Genomic DNA, 21,232 nt, shown 5'->3' on the forward strand with positions numbered 1-21,232 from the left:
TGAATGGTCGTACTTTGCTCATTGCTGATGCTTCTTCCTAGCCGCCTCATTATGTTTCTCATGACCTTCTTTTATCACTTGATTGTACGTTTCATGGCCGTTTTTAATACTTTCATTATAAAGTTCATTACCCTTCTTCGTAATATAATTATATTTTTTGTGCTGATCTTCAATTAAATAATTCGACAACTTAATTATAGTATCGGAGTCTTTGTACTTCGTTTTTAAATATGCTCGCGCTTCCTTCAACCGTTCTTTTTCCTGCAATGATTGTTTCTGAAGTGCTTTTTTTGTATCCCAAGAAAGTTCCTTAAGATTCTCTTTTTGATCCCATGCATCCTTCTTGCTGGTCTCTTTCCACTCCCACCATTGCTTCTGAATCGCTTCATACTGAGCTCTCATATACTTCCTTAATTCTTTTTCGGAATTAACGTAAATAAATTCGCCGTTTCCTGCATCTGCCACTTTTTTCAGTAATATCTGTCCTTCATTATCCACGTCATAGCCGATAATATTGACGACCGTTTCTATATTCCCAGCCACGAGATCTCCAGCAGCCTTCACGGGATCTCCTCCGCATGTTTCAATACCGTCACTTACTACATAGACGACTACTTCTTCTGCATCTTCAGGGATATCCTCTTTCACCGTTTCCAGTACAAGCCCGATCGGTGTCCAGCCGGCAGGTCGTACTTTTCCAAGCGCCTTCCGGAATGCCGTCTCTTCAAACTTTCCGCTGTAAAAGTTCTCTGTGCTCGTGCATGAAAGTTGCTTATCTGCCTGATTACCTGAACCTTTATGACCGTACACTCGCATCGACAAGGTCGCATCTTCGGGGATCTGTTTGGCAAAATCCAGGACCGCATCTTTCGCGGAATCCATTCGGGTCTTACCGCCCGCCATCGCTCTCATGCTACCGCTCGCATCAATCAAGATGGCATAGTGAGCTGTTTTCAATGCCGGCTGGTTCACTTGTTCATCAGGTCTCGTATGATCGACTTCCACTGATGTATCAAACGTCAGTAAGGTCTTCATTCCGTCATAATAGTCTTCCCCCACCAAGTGCAGCATTTCATTTAAATACTGCTCCAATGTCAACCCATCCGGCCACTGATTGATCGCTTCATTTACCTTTTCTTCGTCGTAGTTCTCTCCGCTGAAAATACCCGGCTTCCGAAGCAAATCCTTCTCTACATCCGATAACTCGCGATCTACGCCTTCAATTTCATAATACTCGGGCTCTGTTGGTTCAAAAGCATCTGCCTCTGTCTCAACTGTTTTCTCTTGTACCTCATCCTCTTTCTGTGTTTGCTCCTGTACTTTAGGCTCTTCTTTAGAAGAGCAGCCTGCCAGCATTACGAGTAAACAAAATAGCACATATAACAGCTTTTTCATCGCCTGATCTCCTTTGTCATTCCCATTTTAATTTGATTATAGCGAAAACTTCAGGTGAGAAAAGACCGTATTTACAAAATCATTCTTATGGCGCGGTGCGAAAAGTCCATGAACAAAATACCTACATATGAAGAATCCTCCAATTAAAAGCACAAAAACTCCGCCAGTTTGCAAAAACCAGCGAAGTCTTTTATTTGAAGAATATGGATGAGTAGTTTTGTCACAAGTACCCGTAAAATCAGCTACCCGCAATATTAAGACACCAGGTGAAGTTTTCCCAGGCGGAATACCAGCCGGTGAAATACTCTTGTGAATCATCCCAACGTACTTCGAATTTCTTTTGACCGTCTACTTCTACCAGATACAGTGCCAACGTAGCGTCTTCCTTAGAAACCGCCAACTTCATACCGTTTTGAAGTTCTTCTTCGGTTAACGGCACATCTGAAACCGATCGCAGCTGTGCTTGTTCGAATACTTGCTTGTTACTAATTTTATAATTCATAAAGACCCTCCACTATTACATTTATTCTATATGTCCATTCGTATTTCTTCTGTAAATCATAGAAGTACAGAAGTACATTTTATATGTATTTACCACTGAAATCAAAGATGAAGTAAATTGGCGCAATTCAATTAACTTATATATCCCGATGCATCCATTGATTTATCGAAATCAATAGTGACTAAATAATAAGGAGAGTAATTTCTACATTTCTTGATATATTCAAATTTTACGATATCTGATCTAGCGTGCTACAATAAATTGAATTTAATTCCAAAAGGAAGTGTGAATCTTAAAAAGTAGCCCGTTATTAGCTGTAAGTCCATTACCCAAAAACGTTTTTGTTTTGAAAATCAAACAGTTTAAGAGGTGTTCGAAGTTGATAGCGGAGAATAAAGAGCAAACGATATTTCATCATGTTGGCAAAAAAATTATGACGGATAGAGAGATTGACATAGTCGCTAGAATCGAAGAGCCATTAATCGTCGTGTTAGGCAATGTGTTAAGTGATGAAGAATGCGATGAACTGATCCGATTGGCTAGAGACAAAGTAAAACGTTCAAAAATCGGAACTACACGTGAAGAAAATGAGCTACGAACAAGCAGCAGTATGTTTATAGAGGAAAGTGAAAACCTCATCGTTACGAGAGTCAAAAAACGAATTTCAGCAATTATGAATATCCCTGTTGATCACGGAGAAGAACTTCAGATCCTTCGGTATACTCCGGGTCAACAGTACAGAGCGCATCATGATTTCTTTTCACCTGAAAGTAACGTAACAAACAATCGAATTAGTACGCTTGTGATGTACTTACATGATGTAGAACAAGGTGGAGAAACATTCTTCCCGCACCTGAAGTTTTCTGTATCGCCCCGAAAAGGGATGGCCGTTTACTTTGAGTATTTCTATAGCGACCAAACACTGAATGATTTGACTTTACACGGTGGTGCACCCGTTGTAGAAGGTGAAAAGTGGGTCGCAACGCAATGGATGAGAAAACAAAGAGTAACTTGAAAGATTATTTTTAGTAATGATATCTGTAAGAAAAACAATCCTGAAAGTTCACTTATTTATACCACCTACATCATATGTATACCACACGCAACGAACTTAGTTAGATGTTAAACTATATGTTTGATTTGACGTAAATTTGGGCGTATATTGTTCATGTGTAAACGAATAGAGGTATTTATAAAAAAGGAGTGTTTTTCATGGCAGGAATTATGGAGGGAAAAGCAGGATTAGTCACAGCATCAGGTTCCGGAATCGGTAGAGCCACAGCAATAGCATTAGCAAAAGCTGGCGCGAAGGTCATGATCTCTGACGTGAGTGAAGAATCAGGTCAAGAAACCGTACAAATTATCAAAGATCATGGCGGGGAAGCAGCCTTTTTTAAATGTGATGTCAGTGATGAGGAGCAAGTAATTGCACTTGTGAATAAAACAGTTGAAACATTTGGCCAGCTGGATTTTGCACATAACAATGCGGGCATTAACAAAGGCCAGAAGCCCATCGGAGAATTGGATTCCAAGGATTGGGATATTACGCTTAAGGTAAATCTGTACGGCACATTTTACTGTATCAAGCATGAAGTCAATGCGATGCTGAAAACGGGTGGTGGTGCAATTGTCAATACGGCATCAGGTGCTGGTATTGAAGGCTCACCAAACATGGCTCCATATACGGCATCGAAACATGCAATTGCTGGTTTAACTAAATCAGTTGCATTGGAATACGGTCAAAAAGGCATTACCATTAATTCAATTGCCCCTGGCGCAACCATTACACCTGCAATTGAAAGCTGGTCAAAAACATCCCCAGAACAATACCAGGCAGTACTTAATTCACTTCCAGCTGGAAGAATGTCTACTGCGGAAGATCAAGCAAATGCTGTGGTGTTTCTATGCTCGGACCTTGCCAAATCAATTAGCGGTGTAACACTTGCAGTGGATGGCGGTTATACTGCAGGTAAAATGCAACAATGATATAAATAGGTTTTAAACATTCTTACAAGAAAATGGATCAGGCATACAGCTTGATCCATTTTTTATTCAAATATGATTAACGATCCAGATTTGTACAGAAACCTGGTATCGACTTCTATTCTTTCTAACTTTTCGACGTATACCCCTACTTTTTCTGTATAAGTAAATTTACTAACCTTCATCAATAACCAGAGTCTTCGTTACAAGTATTTAGTATAATTTTAATTAATCAACAGTCTGGCTTCATTAATGATAATTACTGTTTCGAAATTAGAGTTTTTCAACATTTTAGCTTTGAATTATCTTTAACTTATTCGGCAATCGTTAAGTTATCTTTCATAAACACGAATTCACCGTCGATCATGGTATGCGTCACGCTTGACCGCAAATCGAATATGTCTCCGCTCCAAATAACCAGGTCTGCATCTTTTCCTTTTTCCAATGAACCCACCCGGTCTTCTACCCCCATATAGACAGCCGAGTTATATGTAATTGCTTGTAACGCTTGCTGTTCTGAAATGCCATTCTTCATGGCTATAATCCCAGTAGTTATCAAATGGTCAATTCCGACAACAGAGTGATCTGTCGTTAATGCAATTAGTATATTTGCGTCCACTAGAGTTTTAGGTGTTTCCCAAGACTTATTTTTCAATTCAATTTTTGATTTTGGAGACATTGTCGGGCCAACCGAAACCATGACATCACTTTCAGATATATAATCTGCAATTAGATGCCCTTCTGTGCAATGTTCGATTGTCACATCGATATCGAACTCTTCTTTAATACGTAAAACCGTTACGATATCATCGACACGGTGTGCGTGGACTCTTAATGGGATCTCTTTCGTTAATACCTTTACAAGATTTTCCTTGTCTATGTGACGTGGAGTCTCGCCTTTTGCAACTTGCTTTTGATACTCTTTTGCATCAATCAATGCTTGTCGGAGCATCGCAGCAATTTTCATTCTTGTCATGGGGGCCCTACCTTTAGAGCCGTATGTCATTTTAGGGTTTTCTCCTAACGCGGCTTTCATACCTGATGGGGCTTTAAGAATACATCTGTCTACTACGATATCTTTACGCAGTTTAATAACTGCCATTTCTCCTCCGATTATATTCGAACTGCCCGGCAAAATTTGCACAGTCGTCACGCCAGCTTTTCTCGCATCTTCAATGGCCGGGTCAGACATATGTATACCGTCTATTACACGCAGCTCAGGAGTGATCGGATTCGTTTCTTCATTGAGATCTTCTCCTTCTCCTCCCGTTTCCATCTCTTCAATTCCTAAATGTGTATGCACGTCTATTAATCCAGGTGTAACAATACTTCCGTCTACGTCTAATACACGAAAAGAAGATGGTATTTCTAACGTTCCTTCAACGACTTCTTCGATCTTTCCATTTTTAATTAGAATCGTGCCATTTTGTATAGTGTTTCCTTTTCCATCTAGAATCATAGCGTTTTTTATCGCGAACATAAAATTCCTCCTTAATTTTAGATATGGACTTTATTACTCACTATTACTTGTTCTCTTTCAAAAATTCTATAATGGCTCCAGACATTATTTTCGCTGCATTCAGCATTGCTTTTTCATCAATATTAAATTTAGGGTGATGATAGGGATAGGTAGCCCCTAGCTCTTCATTAGCAGAACCGGTGAAGAAATAAGTCGCCGGCACTTTTTGAGCAAAATAAGAAAAGTCTTCTGTCCCCATGTTTGGTTCCATCTTCCATATATTCTCTTTCGGAATGACATTACTAGCTTCAGCAACTACTAATTGATTGATATACGAATCATTTTTGGTTGCTGGATAACCGTTAATGTACTCTATTTCATAATCCACACCATACGCCTTACAGGTATGCTCCGTAATTTGATGAATGGATTTCTCAATATCTTTTCGAACACTCTCTTCAAACATTCGGGCTGTGCCTTCCATAACAGCTGAAGCGGGTATAATATTGGAGGCTTCACCGGCATGAAACGATCCAATCGTTATGACAGATGATTTTAAAGGATTTATTTTCCGTCCGGTTATATGATGTAATTGATTAATAATTTGGCTCCCTATTAAAATCACATCCGGAGAATCTTGTGGGAAAGCTGCATGTCCGCCTTTCCCCTTTATCGTAATTTTAAAATCATCGCAAGCCGCCAAAATATAACTGTCATTATGCCAAATATGGTCTATTGGAATATAATTCTCCATGTGAGTAGCAAAAACTGCATCGACATCCTTCAAAGCTCCATCCTCAATCATAGACTTAGCACCGCCGGGATCTACTTCCTCTGCATGTTGATGGATAAATACAAGATCTCCTACCAACTCATCCTTCACTTCAGAAAAGGCTTTCGCGATTCCAAGAGCTATCGCAGTATGGGCATCATGCCCACATGCATGCATAATCCCATCATTTTTAGATTTATAAGATACGTCATTTTCCTCTTGTATAGGCAGCGCGTCAAAATCGGCACGAATAGCAACCGTCTTACCAGGCTTTCCCCCTTTCAACTTTGCCACTACACCGTTTCCTCCAACATTCGTTTGCACTTCTAATCCTAGATCTTTCTGATAATTAGAAATAAATTTCGCTGTTTCTATTTCTTCAAATGAAAGCTCAGGATACATATGTAAATGTCTTCTTACTCGTACCATCTCTTCAAATAAATGCTCAACTTTTTCATAAACTCTTTTTTTCAAGAAAGGACCTCCCTAATAAAATATTTTTACCAATCATTTATCCTTTAAGCAAAAATAATCCCAGTAAGGACATAATAAATGAAGACAATGCAACTGTTAACGTAATGGCAAGACTCCATTTATATGCACTCTTTTTAAATTCTTGTAATTGAATATCTTCACTCAACTGCTTTTCTATTCTGTTTTCGGCATTTGATTTTCGAAAAATAAAGCCTTTGAATTGACGCATACTCGTAAAAAATAAGTCAAAAAAACCTGATTGTATAATCTTTAAAATGACAAAAAACGTTAAACTTAGTAAACCAAACATAAAAGCAATATTTGTCATTTCCAAAATACGCCAAGAAAAGTATCCCCAAAAGAAAACATATAATGCGACCAATAATAATATAGATATGATATAGTTTTTCAAACGTAAACTAATCCTCCAATACCAATAGGTGTAGGATTTCCCCTACACCTATTAGTTTGCTTATTTAACTTTTACCCATTTTAAATTCGGATAAATGTTTCGGTAATATGCAACGTCTTCTATTCTATCTTGTGTTAAGTATGTCTTAGAATAATAATAAACAGGAATAAACGGCATTTCTTGCATTAGAATACTTTCAGCTTCATGTAGCATTTTGATGCGTTTCTCTAAATCAGACTCTACTTTTGCTTCTTCGATTAAACGGTCAAAATCCTCATTAAGCCAGTTTGTCTCGTTATCCGGACTATCTCCTAAGTAAGCATCTAACATCACAACCGGATCTAGTACAATCCCTGTCCAACCAAGTCTTGCTATTTGATAATTTCCTTGGGCTGTTGTATCCAGGAAAGTCTTCCACTCTTGATTCAAAAGCTTTACTTCTACATCTAAGTTTTTTCGGATCATTTCTTGTACTGCTTCTGCAATACTTTTATGGTTTTCATCGGTATTATAGATTAACTCGACTGTGGGTAATGTATTCCAACCTTCTTCTTTCATGCCTTCTTCTAATAGAACTTTTGCCTGCGCCGCATTTTCTTCAAAATACGGCTCTGCACCGTCCCTGAAGTCTCCTGAATCAGTTGTAACGCCAGGTGGTATCATTGCAAAAGCAGGCTCTTCTCCCGCTTTTGTAATATATTTTGTTAATTCTTCACGATTTAATGACATAGCAAATGCCCGACGTATTTTTGCATTTGTAAACGGTTCTTTTTCTACGTTAAACATGTACATGTACGTTCCAAAGTATGGTTCTGTTTTCAATCTATCATCATCTTTCATTGTTTCGATCATACTTGAAGGTATTTCCATAATCATATCAAACTCACCAGCATTGAACATTTGCTGATATGTATTGGCATCATCCACCATTGCAAATTCGATTTCTTTAAGAGTTACTTCATCACTTGCAAAATATTCATCATTTTTCTCTACTAGCACACTATCATCATGCTTCCATTTCGCTAAAGAAAAAGGTCCGTTGCCAACATAAGTATCAGCGTTCGCCGACCAATTTTTATCCTTTTCAACAGCATCTTGTTTTACAGGGTAATAAGACCAAAACGTCAGCATTTCTTCAAAATAACCAACCGGGCTATCTAATTCTACGACTAATGTTTTATCATCTTTTGCTTCCACACCGACTTCATCTGCTTCTACTTCACCATTGTTATATGCTTTTGCATTTTTAATGTAATACAGATAAAACGCCATTTTACTTCCAGTTTCCGGATTTAAAACACGTTTCCAAGCATATTCAAAGTCTCCAGCAGTTAAAGGCGAACCATCCGCCCATTTTGCATCGTCACGAATTGTAAATGTATACACTGTCCGGTCTTCAGAAATATCTACATCTTCAGCAGCACCAAGGACGGGTTGTCCATCTTTGTCACGCATGTATAACCCTTCAAATAAGTGATCTAAAATCCAACCTGACTTATTATCTGTAGCTAGTGCTGGGTCTAAACTAGGTGGTTCCGTCATAACATTGACAGTAATCGATTGATCATTTTGGGATTCCTTTTTCGAATCTTCTCCACTACTACAAGCAGCCAGCAAAAGTATTGAAAAAAGCAAGACGACTAAAGCTGTTGATTTTTTTTTCATTTTTCTCCCCCGTTGTTATTTATTATATAAATGACATGCAACCCAGTGATCCTTTTCTGCCTCTCGCATTTGTGGAACTTGCTCTTTACAAATATCCATTGCTAAAGGACATCTCTTTCGAAAACGACAGCCACTTGGTGGATGAAGCGGATTTGGCGGGTCACCTTCCAACAAAATTCTTCCGTTTTCTTTTTTCGGATTATTCGCGCTTTCAATATTCGGAATGGCTGAAATAAGTGCTTTCGTATAAGGGTGAAGCGTATTTTCAAATAAGTCTTCACTTTTGGCAATTTCCATAATTTTTCCCAAGTACATTACACCAACTCGGTCACTGATGTACTTAACCATACTTAAATCATGCGCAATGAATAAATAAGTTAACTCATTTTCTTTTTTCAAGTCTTCAAACAAGTTAATCACTTGTGCTTGAATTGAAACATCTAATGCTGAAATAGGCTCATCAGCCACAATGAATTTCGGATCTACCGCTATTGCTCTGGCAATTCCTATCCGTTGTCTTTGCCCCCCACTAAACTCACGTGGATAACGTTTAATGAAATCGGGGTTCAGTCCAACTTGCTGCATTGTAGCGTAAACTGCTTCTTTTCTTTTTTTTCCTAATGCTAATTTGTGAGCGTCGATTCCTTCTGCAATAATATCCAAAATGCGCATACGTGGGTTTAGCGAGGACTGCGGATCTTGGAAAATCATTTGGATTTCTCTATTGACTCGTTTCTTTTCATTGCCCTTGTAAGAATCTAGTAACTGTCCATTGTAAATAATTTCACCTTCTGTTGCTGGTATAATTCCAGTAATAACTTTCCCTAAAGTTGATTTCCCACTTCCACTTTCTCCTACAAGTCCAAACGTTTCTCCTTCGAGTACATGAAAACTGACATCGTCAACTGCTTTAACGCTTTCGGTTTTATTTTGAGGAAAATACTTCTTCAAATTTTTCACTTCTAAAATTTTTTTATTTTTGGTCAGTTTCTTCACCCTCTTTATTTGCATTAAAATGATTTACTCCCGCTCTCTCGTCATGTAACCAACAACGGGAAAAATGATTATATTTCACTTCAAATTCTGGCGGGATATGATGTTCACATACTTCCATTGCATATTTACATCGACTAACAAAAGGGCATCCTGTAGGAGGGGAGAACAAATCAGGAGGGGAGCCTTCTATTGGAATCAGACGTTCGTTTTTATCCGTTGATACATCGGGCATAGAATTAATGAGTCCTTCTGTATACGGATGACCTGGATGTTTAAAAATTTGATCGACTGGGGCCTTTTCAACCACCATCCCAGCATACATCACGATAACCTTTTTCGCTGTTTCCGCTACAACGCCTAAATCATGTGTAATCAAAATAATCGATGTATTATAATTAGCTTGCAAGCCTTTTAACAAATCTAATATTTGTGCTTGAATCGTCACGTCTAAGGCTGTAGTCGGTTCATCAGCTATAAGTAATTCGGGATTACACGCTAGAGCAATCGCAATCATAACCCTTTGACGCATTCCCCCACTGAATTCATGAGGGTATTGCTCTGCACGCAATTCAGGATTAGGAATACCTACCTGCTTCAAAATCGTAATAACTTTATCTTTCCGTTCACTTTTAGAAAGCCCGGTATGTTCTTTAATACTTTCTTCAATTTGCTTCCCAACTTTCATAGTTGGATTTAAAGACGTCATCGAGTCTTGAAAGACCATGGTCATGGTAGAACCTTTAACTTTTCTCAATTCTTTTTCTGTCATCTTCAGTAGATCTGTTCCGTTAAGTAAAACGTTTCCATTTCTAATTTCAGCATTCTCAGATTGCATCAACCCTGCAATGGTTTTTACAGTCACACTTTTTCCACTTCCACTTTCTCCCACAATCGCAACAATCTCTCCGTGATCTACATGAAAAGATACATCTCTAACAGCTTTTACCTCTCCACCATATGTTCTAAATACGACATCTAAATGATTCACTTCCAACAAACTGCCAATGGTTATCCCTCCTATTCTTTTATACTCGGGTCAAGGGCATCCTGGACTCCGTCTCCAAAAACGTTAAATGCAAACATCGTAAATGAAATCAAAAGAGCTGGGAAAAATAATTGCCACCATTCTCCACTAAAGATCACACTCAAAGCATCATTCGCCATTGTTCCCCAACTTGCGAAGGGTGCTTGAACACCTAATCCAATAAAACTTAGAAAGGCTTCTGAAAAAATTGCCGTTGGAATTGTAAATGATAAATTTACAATAATAATATTCAAAGTATTCGGCCATAAATGCTTCGTTATAATTTTCCAATGGGGGGTTCCTAATTTCTGTGCAGCTAATACATAGTCTTGTGTACTTAATTGCAAAACTTGTCCCCTAATGATCCTTGCCATTCCCACCCATCCGGTAGCAGCAAGTGCAATGATAATAGTGAATAGCCCTGGCTCCATTACTACAAGTAGTAAAATTACGACTAATAAATAAGGAATTCCGTATAAAATCTCTATTAGACGCATTAAGAACCCGTCTATTCTATCTCCTATTTTGCCTCTCCCTGCTGCATAGCCCGCTATTCCTCCGATAACGACACCAAAAATAATATCTATTAGCGTTGCTGCAAGTCCTACTGTGAGTGATACTCGTGCACCTAACCATGTCCTTACCCACATATCCCGTCCTAAGTTATCTGTACCAAACCAGTGATCCAAAGATGGAGGTAAATTCGCATCTTCCAGTATTTGTTCAGAATGTCCATAGTTCACCATGTGCGGACCAAATATAGCTAAAAAGAAGATAACTACTATCAAAATAAATCCTATTACAGCCATCTTATTCTTTACTATATTAATTACAGATTCTTTGAATGCGCTAACACTTGGACGCATGGAATTTTCAGCAAAATCGTTATTTTTTTGTAATTTTTTAAATGAAGAATCATTAATTACTTCTTTGCTCATTTTCCATCCCCCTCACTCGTTAGCTTAATTCGCGGATCTATTAATCGATAAGACATATCAATTATAAATAGAACAAATACCAAAACTGCACTGAAAAAGATTGTCGTTCCCATAATGACTGGATAATCTCGATTAAAAACACTTTCAACGAAGTATCTTCCAATACCAGGGATAGCAAAGATTTGTTCAATGACAAACGTTCCTGTAATTAAAGACGCAAATAAAGGACCAATAAAAGAAACGACTGGCAAAATAGCATTTCGGATACCATGAGACCAAACGATTTTATATTTCGAAAGACCTTTGGAATTTGCGGTCATTATGTAATCTTGTTTGAGAACTTCTAACATACTTGATCTCATAAAACGTGCAATTATTGCTAACGGTGTGACCGCTAATGCAATCGATGGCAAAACAGAATGCATCCAAGTTCCCCATCTGGCAACTGGAAACAAAGGCATGTCCACAGCAAAATATTTAATTAAAAATGGAGCTAAAATAAAGTTTGGGATCGATATTCCGATGATCGCAATAGTTGTCGCGAAGTAATCTATAAATTTTCTATGATTCAAGGCTGAAACACTACCTAAAATAACTCCAAATATTGCAGCAATAATCATCGCTTGTAAACCAATAATCGCGGAAACAGGTGCTCCTTGTTTTATAATTTCATTGACCGTCCTTGTTTCAGAGTTCAACGATACGCCTAGATCAAATGACAACATATCTTTCATATATAAAGCGTACTGAACGGGAACTGGTTTATCTAAGTTATATTTAGCTCTAACATTTTGTAACACTTCTTCTGGTAACGCTCTGGAGTCAGATGCAAATGGATCGCCCGGAATACACTTCATAATGATAAATGTCAACGTCGCTATCGCCCAAATCGTTAACAACATCGTGAAAATACGCTTTACTATATAAATATTCATCACTCCTTTTAATTCTTATTTCCAAATCATTATATTCTTCTAAAGAATATAAAAAAAGATACAATATGAATATTATTATCACAAACTTTATGCAATTACAAGTTTACATATTTCACGAAATTGTAATTCTAAAAGATGTTTCATTTCTGATTTCTTTATACTATAATGTAATACAACCTAGAAAAATGCATAGGAGTACGTTTAGATATAAGTTAACTTTTTCATCAAAATTACTATAAAAATGGATTGTGATAATATGGACAACAGCAACAATATTGATTTAATAAAAAATAGAATTATAGAGCAAGTGGCTGAAAATATGAAGTCATACGGCTACGCTGGAACAATTGGAAAAGTTTTAGCTATTATTCATTACGAGAATAAACCAATGAACCTTGATGAATTATCTGAAAAGACCGGGATGAGTAAGACTAGAATGAGCCAAGTGTTACGGCAGATGTGTAATTTAAATATCGCAGAGAAAACATTTGTGCCCGGTTCACGTAAAGACACTTACATTGTCGAACAAGATTATTATCAAACTTTTTTAACGCTTTCCGTACACAATTGGAATAGTCTGGTTGAACGAAATGTGCATATTGAAAATAGATTACTAAGAGATCTATCACAAATTATTGAAGGAGAGTCTTCGTCAGAACAAGAGAAACAAATCGCACAAGATTTATATGAGGACTCTGAGGCATCCTTACAATACTTCGATTGGATTCGAAGGTTAGCCATACTATTTGAGTCAAAAGAAATATTTAAATATGTGCCAATAACAGTGGATGAAACTAAAGAATAGTGAACCAGGATTATTTTTTTGTATGTATGAGATGCTCATACGATTAGACCTTTGATATCATTCGCATACGCCTGTGTGACTGACAGAGCTTCTGATTCCCCTACTCCTCTAGCAGTCGTTGGGCCGTCAGCAAATCCTCTCTTTGTATTGTGTCAATCAGTATCATCTGTCACCAATCTGCCCAAGCAAATTAGATCCCTGGGTAAGAAATAAATAGGGAAATATAAATCAAAAAATATTTTTTTGCACAGGAAACTTCAAATGCCTGAACATTATCAAATGCAGCAGTATGAAGCTTGATCCATTCCCCCCTATACCACATGAAATAAGAGGTATGGAACAAGGCCAGGCCCTCGTTCCATACCTCTTATTTACGTAATATTACTCTTAACTTTCAATCATTCATCAGACTCTACATTTTGTTCATAGAATGGTTTATCCAACAAACCATATTCAACCATATCTTTTATGAACTTGTATCGTAATAACCGGCATCAAAGAAGTGATCGAATTCAAATGATTTATACACAGTATTTAAGTCCTGAAAAATCCCATTATTACCATTAAATATAGTCGTTGTACACTCGTAATCCTATAAGATGCCAGGAGCCGCCTGGCACGTATATAGGGTCTTTGTAATAAAAAACGGATGCTTGCGGTAATCCAACTATCGAATTTTTCAACCTACATTCTGCATCAAAAGTTTTACCCTGGCCTGTTTGTTCGAAGAAGTGATCGAAATACGTGGTATTCTGATCTTTTGTGAATGAATTTAATAATGGTGTCACTTCTTTACTTTTTAATTTGTAGTCGATCAGAAAGTTTTGGAATGATTCTAAATGCTGATAGACAATCACTTCTATAATGTTACTATTGTCCGCCAAAGCCCGCTGCGATGAGGCTGCCATTGTTTCTACTAAGTCATAAATCGAATAGTTATACATTCCTAAATATTTCACAATATAATTTCTATCAAAACCCCGCGTTAATAGTTGCGGACGGCTAGTTTCTGCCTGTCCTATGTTGATGATAGAAACGGCTAATGCAACAGCAATAATGGTGGTTGCTTTGTTTCGTCCAAAACGATTGGTTTGTTTTTGTATTTTTTTGAGAACCGCATGTATAAAAAGGCTAATATATACATAAATAACAATAAATTATAAAATTATAGTAAAGTAGCAATACTTCCGCCAAAGTCTTCGAAGTTCTGAGTTTGAAAAAGTGTAGGCAATGTAATGAAATCAGTAGAGAATCGGTAATACACTACATTTACATATTCAAGAACAAACATAAACACTTTCCCCGGATAGCCACAACCATTGCCAGAATAATCGGATCGCTGTTGTTACTTTGATATACATCGCCTATTTTAGGTGTATACGTTTTAGGCATATATGAACGTCTAGATGTTTATGATTTACTGGTTGATTACTAAGTAAAAGTGGTTGCCTTAAAAAAATCACTTCCCTGCTTTTACAGCAGCGAGTTCAGTCGTCACGTTTCCAGCGGCATTGGTGCTTTTAATAATACCGATTCCTTTAGCGAGATACAGCCGGGAACCGTCGGGATATTTCAGAATCACTGTGTTTTTGAAAGTACCGGCTTTTACCTTTACAGTCTTAGCCGTATTTTCCACAAGAACTTTATAATCATCAAAGTGATCGCTTTGTATGAAAGTGGAGCCTTGCTTTAGCGGGTAAGGCATACTTACAAAAACAAAATCCGAGTGCCCGACACTTGCTGAAAATCCAAAGTGATCTTCAATATATACTAAATTGGCCAATTCCGGATAGTGTTGACTCTTTTTATTGTATAAATACGTAAAGGTCTCTTCCTTCTTCACATGAAACGTTTCTTTTGAGGGCTCGGTGAAAGAAGGTGAATAAGTCAGGATTAAGCCGTCGTTTGGAGACAGCCCGCTGTTCACTACCGCTGAGGCTGTACTGGCGGGCATGGCGTAGGAAAAGCCGAGAAATAAGATAATCATTGCGAAAAATATTTTTTTCATTGGAATCACCTCTCCTTAATGGTTGTCTACTTAGATGATTATGAGGCAGATGCTGGTGCTAGAACTGGACACGGTATAATTAGTCGTTATATATAGCAAGCACCATATGGCTAGTTATTGCCTGTTATCATAAAGATACCCGTAGCGTCTTTCTATCAAACTGTAATCAAGTCTATTTTAAAAATAAAACAGCCTGAAAAAATCCACTGGGCTGCTTTCGTTTAATTTTAAAGTTATTATAAATGATGTTCCTGTGTTAGAAACAAACAGCCATAGACCACGAGTTTCTATTGCTTTACCTGTTTGGTAACTCTCGCCTCTGTTTTTACTAATTCTAGGGCCCACATGCAGTGGCTCAAAACTCCGCACTATTGACTCTTTCTGTCCCCAATACTCTGGCATCTTCAATCAAGTGAGGGACTGGTGCATATCAGCATGGATGAGCGTTTGCATGAAGAGTAAGTTGGAGGATAGGGATGTGCTGTGAAAGTATAAAAAACACGCACAGTGTTTATTGAAAAAGGCTATTTACCTATGGAAATTATGGTATGATTTCCATATAACATCAATAGATCTAACGGGGTGAGCGAAATGAAAATTACAGTTGGACGTAAGCTGCAGTTTGCTTTTGGATTGGTTTTTCTCTTTTTATTAGCAATTGCAGGAATGGCGCTGTATTCAATGAATGACAATAACGGCACACTGGCCGAAATTGAACGGGACACAGAATTAATGAATTTATACAATGATGCCTCTTTCCAAACTGTACGGGCGAATGCTGCGGCACGCGGATATATTTTGTATGGTAAAGAAGAAATGGTCAAAAATCATTACGAAATTCGCGATCAGCTGCACCAATCGGTTGAAAACATTCAATCATTGGCAGGGACGGACAAAGAGTTCGAACACTATTTGCAACAGTTAAAAGACTGGGAAAATCCAATTGATGAAGAAATCATTCCGCTCGTACAAGCCGGTGAAATGGAACAGGCACAGCAGCTGGCACTTCCTGTTCTAGGCGAAGGCTCACGGGAATTGGTTGCATATGGAAAGTCGATGGCCCTTCAAAAAGAACAGGACATGAATGCTTTAATTTCATCGACTAAAGCAAAGAGTGAAACGAGAATGAAGCAGATCATAGTGGTCGTCGTTCTTGCGCTCCTAATCAGCTTTTCCATTGCTTACTTCCAGGGCAAAGCGATTGCCAGAAGAATTACGAGAACAGTGGAAGAAATGGACCGCTTTGCGGAGGGTGATTTGCAAAGAAAGCTAATTTATCGGTCAAATGACGAATTTGCTGATTTAGCCGGTTCATTTAATGCAATGACAGCGAAACTTCGTGATACCATGAAACAAGTTGGCGATTCATCCGAACAAGTTGCGGCTACAGCGGAACAATTGTCGGCGAGCAGCATGGAAGTGACTCACGCGACAGAAGTCGTTACGATATCGATTCAAGAAATCTCTAGCGGTATCGACAGTCAGAATTCACGAACGAATGAGGTGGTGAATTTATCTTCTCATATACTCGAAAAAATCGATGCCATTACAAAAAGCATGGAACAATCCAATCAAGCAACAGCAGAAACAAAACAGGCAGCTGCTGACGGGCGCACTTCCATCACGCAGGCACTCAGTCAAATGGACGAAATCGCTGCTCATACGAATACATTGAGCGAACGTGTACAAACACTCAGCAGCAACACGCATGTCATAGGTACTGCCGTCAGCGTGATAAAAGACATCGCAGCGCAGACGAACTTGCTGGCGATTAATGCGTCTATCGAGGCTGCGCGAAGCGGCGAGCACGGCAAAGGTTTTGCAGTAGTTGCGGAAGAAGTAAGAAAGCTTGCTGATGAATCGCATGTAGCTGCTATTGAAATTGAAAATGTTGTAGCAAAAATTACCGACAATACGGAGCAAATTGAAGCCGATATTTCCAATAATAACGAGGTAGTTCTATCAGGCCGAAATACGGTCCATACTGCCAGAGACCAATTTATAGGTATTGATGATGCGATACAATATGTGAGAACACAAATGGAAAATGTAACAGCGGCTATTTATGTAATTCAAAAGGACATCGATCAGTTGAGTGATGAAATCAACTATGTGAACGAAGTGGCCATTCAATCGAGCGATAATGTACAAAATGTGGCGGCGTCCTCTGAAGAACAAAACGCGGCCATGGAAGAAGTGGCGGCAGCTTCGAATTATCTTTCGGAGATGGCTGTGGATTTACAGAAGACGATTCAATCATTTACCTATTAAGGTTACGCTGCTTGTTGCAGTGAGATGCCAGAGGACCTTCTAGTTTTTTAAAACGCGAATTATTTCAGATACCAGATCCCGATATAATTCTAAATTGTTCCTGAGCTGTGTCAGAACTTAGTACCTTAATTTAACGGCTTCCTTAGATTACAACGCACCGAATACTGATCCACTTTTTCTTTAAGTGACATCATTCTATCTATTTTCTCCTTTAAAGTCTTCTCACAAATGAAAAAGGGATATCACAACAGAGTTTCCTCTCATGTGTTATCCCTTACTTGTCTACTCTTTGATTGTAATACCAGGTCCAGACTCACTTCTGAATTGTTCTTGAGCTGTGTAAGGACCTTTTAGCTTATATTATTTATCTGCTTGCTTTTGCTTTTTTTTCAAATACTCCGCGCGTATTTTTTCAAGTTGCTGCTTTTTATCAAATTGGGCAGGCTTATTTTTTTCATGATACTTTGCCACAGCTGCCTGACCTTTGGAATCTAATTGATATTTCCCCACTTTATTCACCTACTATTCTTGTCGTCTTTATAGTCAACTTTTACAACAAATTTCTAAATCATATTTTATTGAAGTAGACATTCTTACTTTATTAGTATACTCCCAATCCTTGCATATATCAGTAAAACCGGCTAATTAATTGTATACCATACTGGTTCCAATCTCCACTGGCCTCATTTTCGACTACCCTCTAACCAACGGCTCCATCACCGTCAACGTTCAATTCACCGTATCCATTTTCTCACTGGCTCCCATAGGTATGGTGACTATATAGTGGCTATGTGCTGTAGCCAAGTTAGTCATTAAAGGTTTTGCAAGTGGAACTAGAAATTCATTGATCAGATCCGCTTAGCTTTTCCCGTAGGCTGGTTCACAGTTCGTACATTTGTCCCACAATGATTCTTGCACAATCTTCAAATTTCCGTGCCATCGCTTAGTGGTTCAAATATCGATACACTGTATTAATCGGTTCATGTATTTCTTCCAAGAGAAGAATTCTGCCTTTCGTATTGATTTCATAGGATGTGCCTAAGGTACCCACGAATGACGTGAGATTTCCACCTACAATCGGTCCGATGAGATTTCCGGGAACTGCTCCGTTAAGTGGAACTCCAGGTGGGTTGGTAATTTGCCAAGGCGCAGTGGCAGTCGATGTTGCCGCAAAAAAATTGATCGAAATTATATGTAGGGGTTTGTGGATTAAAGTCTAACAATAAAAAACTTTGGAAACCGATGAGGTCAGCATATTCAAACAACACATTTAATAAAATCGTGATGTCGCTGTACCCCGAAACAATTTTAGGATTTTGTTTAATGACGGTAAAATACTTTGCAACATCCGAATTCCATCCGTAATGCGATTAGCCGCCAACGGACTTTCAAGCGTGACAATCCCTACAGTATCGCCTTTTTTAATTTCTGCGGTATCGTAGCCATTACCCTGTAGCTTCTCTCGCCGTGTAAGTAATGCACACAATTTATTCTCATGTATTAGCATATGTTTGCGAATTTATTTTGGGGATAAAGCGAGTTTCAGTACACTTACTAAGAAAAACAGACTGTAAAAACAGGAATATCCCCCTATCTTTCCAGCCATATTCAGAATTTATGACAGGCGATCCGGCCTCCTAAAATATATTGAATTATATTCAAAAGAGGAAGTGTGAAACTCAAAACTGAAAAGAATGATCTCATCTTTACTACTATCTCTATAAACTGCTTTATAAGTAAAAGTAAAACCAGAAGCAATCACTTGATATCTAGAGAAAACCGTCTTCAGGTTCCCCGACTTCAAACCCCAAGGCTCTTGTCGCTTCCGACTTAAATTTCCCTATCCACGAACTCCACTCATCATCGCTCATCTGTGCATAAAATGATAACCCGCTCGGTTCCACAGAGGCACATATAAAAACATCCTCATCTTCCTGCCCGAACCAATAGGGAATTCCATTTTTAAAACCTATCCATCCTGGCATACTTTCGTATACAGCAGCTAGCTTACCCCACAATTCATCGGGCAGAGAGTACCAAATATTCAAATTGCAATTTTGTAACTGCACCTCACTCACCCGTATCCCTCCCTCTAAAAATGGATCCTGCTTCATCATTTTTCATTATATTGAATTCTACTACCTGCCGAAAGTGTGCCGGATATTCTGGCAAGTCTCTTTATATAAAAATTTCACACCTGTTCATAATTACATTTGAATTATATAAGGAACTGTACTTCATAATAACCCGATTGAACGCGTCAGCCTGCTGAATAAAATCACTCTTCTTGTACTTGTAATCCATCAATATTTCTGACGAGCTGCTTATAGTATTCAGAACGCAGTGAAAAGATTGCCTGCTCTTCATGTGTCGTGCAGGAAAACCATTCAAAATTGTTTTTCAGGAAAGTCATGTCTTCAGGCAGCTGCGGAGCTACCCAGTCATAGAGTGAATTGGCCGACTTGATCAGTAATTCCAAAGTATCCGGAGATGACTCGATCACATATACTGTAGCCGCCGGACCTTTAGTGATCGTCTGCGCAAACGTTTTTGTTTTATAACTGTTCTTCATGTATGGTGCAAATTGATCCAGTACCGTCCGGTCGTATGTCAACTCTTTCCGGGTTATGAAATAAAATTCGTCTGAATGCGCACAAAGTACTTGCATCAAATTTTCATATACCGCGCCTGTCGGGTTCCCGGTAATTTCCCAGTAGTCCATACTGAATCATCCTTTTCTGTGGAATAGGCATTCTTGGTTCATGTAGGTTCATGATGTTTTTTAGTCCAGATACATTTCCAATTCAACTTGTACCACTGGCGATGGAAACCTTTCCGGCACTAAGTCTGTTTCTTCCGTAAAACTTATGTCAAAACCCGCCAGCTTGTATGACGACATAGTTTCATCCTGCTCAGGCCCTTCAATGAGCCTGCCGGCAAAATGATAAAACACCACATAATGATGCGTACCGTCTCCGCTCCTGCCAAACGCTGAAACTTCCCCTTCTTTACACGGATCAATTCCGAGAACATAAAATAAATCGCGGATTTCTGCAGGGAATTGCTCACATGCCTGAACATAATGCAGACAATCTTCACAGCTGCAGTCCTGTGTGATGAGATGGTGACCGGCATAGAACTCCTCAGTTCGTCCTTTATCCGTTTCAATGGTCCAGGGACCGAATTCCAATCGTTCCATGTGATCGCCCTGTTTCATAACATTCCTTCCCTCCCGGTCATTCCGCTGCTGTCAGCATATCAATGAATTCAGTAAACGTGTCCGCGATGATATGTAAGTTATTACCGTCTACATCATCAGGTTCGGCATACATAGCTTCCATTCTACTACCTCAGTCCACTTATTTTTTCAGTTAAATGGATCTTACTATACTCTTTTAGAATAGTAAACGGATGGTAAATGAAACGCTTTTATATTTTACCGACACTGCTAGAGGCAATAGATTTTTCTCTGATAGAATACATACAAACACCACGCATGAAATACAAATCACGGAGGCAAAAACAAATGAAAGTAAAAGTCGCAATCATCTCACCCCGAAGTTTGATTCAAAACATATTGAATGCCGGAAAGA

General features: G+C 38.5%; 22 protein-coding genes. 4 read left to right on the forward strand and 18 right to left on the reverse strand.

Annotated elements, in window-relative coordinates; all coding sequences use genetic code 11:
- Positions 1 to 18: 18 nt before the first annotated feature.
- Both GD002_RS07790 and GD002_RS07795 read right to left on the reverse strand, forming a co-directional pair.
- Entirely contained in the window at positions 19 to 1,395 is a 1,377-nt protein-coding gene (locus GD002_RS07790; RefSeq protein ID WP_153731794.1) for a vWA domain-containing protein, read from the reverse strand.
- Between the two features lie 238 nt (positions 1,396 to 1,633).
- On the reverse strand, positions 1,634 to 1,897 hold the full coding sequence (locus tag GD002_RS07795; RefSeq protein ID WP_153731795.1) for a hypothetical protein: 264 nt from the start codon (positions 1,895 to 1,897) through the stop codon (positions 1,634 to 1,636).
- Positions 1,898 to 2,330: 433 nt separating this feature from the next.
- Here GD002_RS07795 and GD002_RS07800 point away from each other — a divergent pair, with 433 nt between their 5' ends.
- Both GD002_RS07800 and GD002_RS07805 read left to right on the forward strand, forming a co-directional pair.
- Positions 2,331 to 2,912 (forward strand): 2OG-Fe(II) oxygenase, encoded by a 582-nt coding sequence (locus GD002_RS07800; protein ID WP_228548335.1) that lies wholly within the window; start codon positions 2,331 to 2,333, stop codon positions 2,910 to 2,912.
- Positions 2,913 to 3,109: 197 nt separating this feature from the next.
- Positions 3,110 to 3,883, forward strand: a complete 774-nt coding sequence (locus GD002_RS07805; RefSeq protein ID WP_153731797.1) for an SDR family NAD(P)-dependent oxidoreductase — start codon at positions 3,110 to 3,112, stop codon at positions 3,881 to 3,883.
- 310 nt (positions 3,884 to 4,193) lie between these two features.
- Here GD002_RS07805 and GD002_RS07810 read toward each other — a convergent pair whose 3' ends face one another.
- The 8 genes from GD002_RS07810 to GD002_RS07845 are packed head-to-tail and all read right to left on the reverse strand — an operon-like array spanning position 4,194 to position 12,549.
- A complete protein-coding gene (locus tag GD002_RS07810) occupies positions 4,194 to 5,360 on the reverse strand; it encodes an amidohydrolase (protein WP_153731798.1) in 1,167 nt (388 codons plus the stop codon).
- 43 nt (positions 5,361 to 5,403) lie between these two features.
- The gene (locus GD002_RS07815) at positions 5,404 to 6,585 is read right to left on the reverse strand and encodes an amidohydrolase (RefSeq protein WP_153731799.1); all 1,182 of its coding nucleotides are present in this window, start codon (positions 6,583 to 6,585) and stop codon (positions 5,404 to 5,406) included.
- 37 nt (positions 6,586 to 6,622) lie between these two features.
- Positions 6,623 to 6,997, reverse strand: coding sequence for a DUF3899 domain-containing protein (locus GD002_RS07820; protein WP_153731800.1), 375 nt, complete (start codon positions 6,995 to 6,997; stop codon positions 6,623 to 6,625).
- Between the two features lie 60 nt (positions 6,998 to 7,057).
- Positions 7,058 to 8,662 carry a peptide ABC transporter substrate-binding protein gene (locus tag GD002_RS07825; RefSeq protein ID WP_153731801.1) on the reverse strand — a complete coding sequence of 535 codons (1,605 nt, stop codon included), beginning with the start codon at positions 8,660 to 8,662 and terminating at the stop codon, positions 7,058 to 7,060.
- Positions 8,663 to 8,677: 15 nt separating this feature from the next.
- Positions 8,678 to 9,673: an ABC transporter ATP-binding protein gene (locus GD002_RS07830; protein WP_153731802.1), complete on the reverse strand. Its 996-nt coding sequence runs from the start codon at positions 9,671 to 9,673 to the stop codon at positions 8,678 to 8,680.
- Positions 9,636 to 10,664, reverse strand: coding sequence for an ABC transporter ATP-binding protein (locus GD002_RS07835; RefSeq protein ID WP_153731803.1), 1,029 nt, complete (start codon positions 10,662 to 10,664; stop codon positions 9,636 to 9,638). The genes GD002_RS07830 and GD002_RS07835 overlap by 38 nt, the downstream gene beginning before the upstream one ends.
- A gap of 11 nt (positions 10,665 to 10,675) precedes the next feature.
- Positions 10,676 to 11,620: an ABC transporter permease gene (locus GD002_RS07840; RefSeq protein WP_153731804.1), complete on the reverse strand. Its 945-nt coding sequence runs from the start codon at positions 11,618 to 11,620 to the stop codon at positions 10,676 to 10,678.
- The gene (locus GD002_RS07845; RefSeq protein ID WP_153731904.1) at positions 11,617 to 12,549 is read right to left on the reverse strand and encodes an ABC transporter permease; all 933 of its coding nucleotides are present in this window, start codon (positions 12,547 to 12,549) and stop codon (positions 11,617 to 11,619) included. The genes GD002_RS07840 and GD002_RS07845 overlap by 4 nt, the downstream gene beginning before the upstream one ends.
- A 262-nt stretch (positions 12,550 to 12,811) precedes the next feature.
- Here GD002_RS07845 and GD002_RS07850 point away from each other — a divergent pair, with 262 nt between their 5' ends.
- Positions 12,812 to 13,360, forward strand: coding sequence for a GbsR/MarR family transcriptional regulator (locus GD002_RS07850; protein WP_228548329.1), 549 nt, complete (start codon positions 12,812 to 12,814; stop codon positions 13,358 to 13,360).
- Between the two features lie 563 nt (positions 13,361 to 13,923).
- Here GD002_RS07850 and GD002_RS07855 read toward each other — a convergent pair.
- Entirely contained in the window at positions 13,924 to 14,319 is a 396-nt protein-coding gene (locus GD002_RS07855; RefSeq protein ID WP_153731806.1) for a hypothetical protein, read from the reverse strand.
- Between the two features lie 500 nt (positions 14,320 to 14,819).
- The gene (locus GD002_RS07860; protein WP_153731807.1) at positions 14,820 to 15,368 is read right to left on the reverse strand and encodes a hypothetical protein; all 549 of its coding nucleotides are present in this window, start codon (positions 15,366 to 15,368) and stop codon (positions 14,820 to 14,822) included.
- Positions 15,369 to 15,959: 591 nt separating this feature from the next.
- Here GD002_RS07860 and GD002_RS07865 point away from each other — a divergent pair.
- Positions 15,960 to 17,639 (forward strand): methyl-accepting chemotaxis protein, encoded by a 1,680-nt coding sequence (locus tag GD002_RS07865; protein ID WP_153731808.1) that lies wholly within the window; start codon positions 15,960 to 15,962, stop codon positions 17,637 to 17,639.
- A 360-nt stretch (positions 17,640 to 17,999) separates the two neighbouring features.
- Here GD002_RS07865 and GD002_RS17755 read toward each other — a convergent pair whose 3' ends face one another.
- The 6 genes from GD002_RS17755 to GD002_RS07885 form a co-directional block, all read right to left on the reverse strand.
- Entirely contained in the window at positions 18,000 to 18,149 is a 150-nt protein-coding gene (locus tag GD002_RS17755) for a hypothetical protein (protein ID WP_194841513.1), read from the reverse strand.
- 433 nt (positions 18,150 to 18,582) lie between these two features.
- Positions 18,583 to 18,690, reverse strand: a complete 108-nt coding sequence (locus tag GD002_RS18165; RefSeq protein WP_408020084.1) for a hypothetical protein — start codon at positions 18,688 to 18,690, stop codon at positions 18,583 to 18,585.
- 58 nt (positions 18,691 to 18,748) lie between these two features.
- Positions 18,749 to 18,964 carry an LD-carboxypeptidase gene (locus tag GD002_RS18170; protein ID WP_408020085.1) on the reverse strand — a complete coding sequence of 72 codons (216 nt, stop codon included), beginning with the start codon at positions 18,962 to 18,964 and terminating at the stop codon, positions 18,749 to 18,751.
- 444 nt (positions 18,965 to 19,408) lie between these two features.
- Positions 19,409 to 19,717 (reverse strand): hypothetical protein, encoded by a 309-nt coding sequence (locus tag GD002_RS07875; RefSeq protein ID WP_228548330.1) that lies wholly within the window; start codon positions 19,715 to 19,717, stop codon positions 19,409 to 19,411.
- A 200-nt stretch (positions 19,718 to 19,917) separates the two neighbouring features.
- Complete coding sequence (locus tag GD002_RS07880; protein ID WP_153731809.1) at positions 19,918 to 20,361, reverse strand: hypothetical protein; 444 nt, start codon at positions 20,359 to 20,361, stop codon at positions 19,918 to 19,920.
- Positions 20,362 to 20,421: 60 nt separating this feature from the next.
- The gene (locus tag GD002_RS07885) at positions 20,422 to 20,856 is read right to left on the reverse strand and encodes a hypothetical protein (protein ID WP_153731810.1); all 435 of its coding nucleotides are present in this window, start codon (positions 20,854 to 20,856) and stop codon (positions 20,422 to 20,424) included.
- Positions 20,857 to 21,232 lie beyond the last annotated feature (376 nt).

The organism is Sporosarcina obsidiansis, assembly GCF_009651005.1.
Lineage (GTDB): Bacteria > Bacillota > Bacilli > Bacillales_A > Planococcaceae > Sporosarcina > Sporosarcina obsidiansis.

Excerpts from the sequence above, each read along its gene's own strand:
- GD002_RS07790 (WP_153731794.1), bottom strand. The coding sequence starts at position 1,395 with ATGAAAAAGCTGTTATATGTGCTATTTTGTTTACTCGTAATGCTGGCA.
- GD002_RS07795 (WP_153731795.1), bottom strand. The coding sequence starts at position 1,897 with ATGAATTATAAAATTAGTAACAAGCAAGTATTCGAACAAGCACAGCTG.
- GD002_RS07800 (WP_228548335.1), top strand. The coding sequence starts at position 2,331 with ATGACGGATAGAGAGATTGACATAGTCGCTAGAATCGAAGAGCCATTA.
- GD002_RS07805 (WP_153731797.1), top strand. The coding sequence starts at position 3,110 with ATGGCAGGAATTATGGAGGGAAAAGCAGGATTAGTCACAGCATCAGGT.
- GD002_RS07810 (WP_153731798.1), bottom strand. The coding sequence starts at position 5,360 with ATGTTCGCGATAAAAAACGCTATGATTCTAGATGGAAAAGGAAACACT.
- GD002_RS07825 (WP_153731801.1), bottom strand. The coding sequence starts at position 8,662 with ATGAAAAAAAAATCAACAGCTTTAGTCGTCTTGCTTTTTTCAATACTT.
- GD002_RS07830 (WP_153731802.1), bottom strand. The coding sequence starts at position 9,673 with ATGCAAATAAAGAGGGTGAAGAAACTGACCAAAAATAAAAAAATTTTA.
- GD002_RS07840 (WP_153731804.1), bottom strand. The coding sequence starts at position 11,620 with ATGAGCAAAGAAGTAATTAATGATTCTTCATTTAAAAAATTACAAAAA.
- GD002_RS07850 (WP_228548329.1), top strand. The coding sequence starts at position 12,812 with ATGGACAACAGCAACAATATTGATTTAATAAAAAATAGAATTATAGAG.
- GD002_RS07860 (WP_153731807.1), bottom strand. The coding sequence starts at position 15,368 with ATGAAAAAAATATTTTTCGCAATGATTATCTTATTTCTCGGCTTTTCC.
- GD002_RS07865 (WP_153731808.1), top strand. The coding sequence starts at position 15,960 with ATGAAAATTACAGTTGGACGTAAGCTGCAGTTTGCTTTTGGATTGGTT.
- GD002_RS07880 (WP_153731809.1), bottom strand. The coding sequence starts at position 20,361 with ATGGACTACTGGGAAATTACCGGGAACCCGACAGGCGCGGTATATGAA.
- GD002_RS07885 (WP_153731810.1), bottom strand. The coding sequence starts at position 20,856 with ATGAAACAGGGCGATCACATGGAACGATTGGAATTCGGTCCCTGGACC.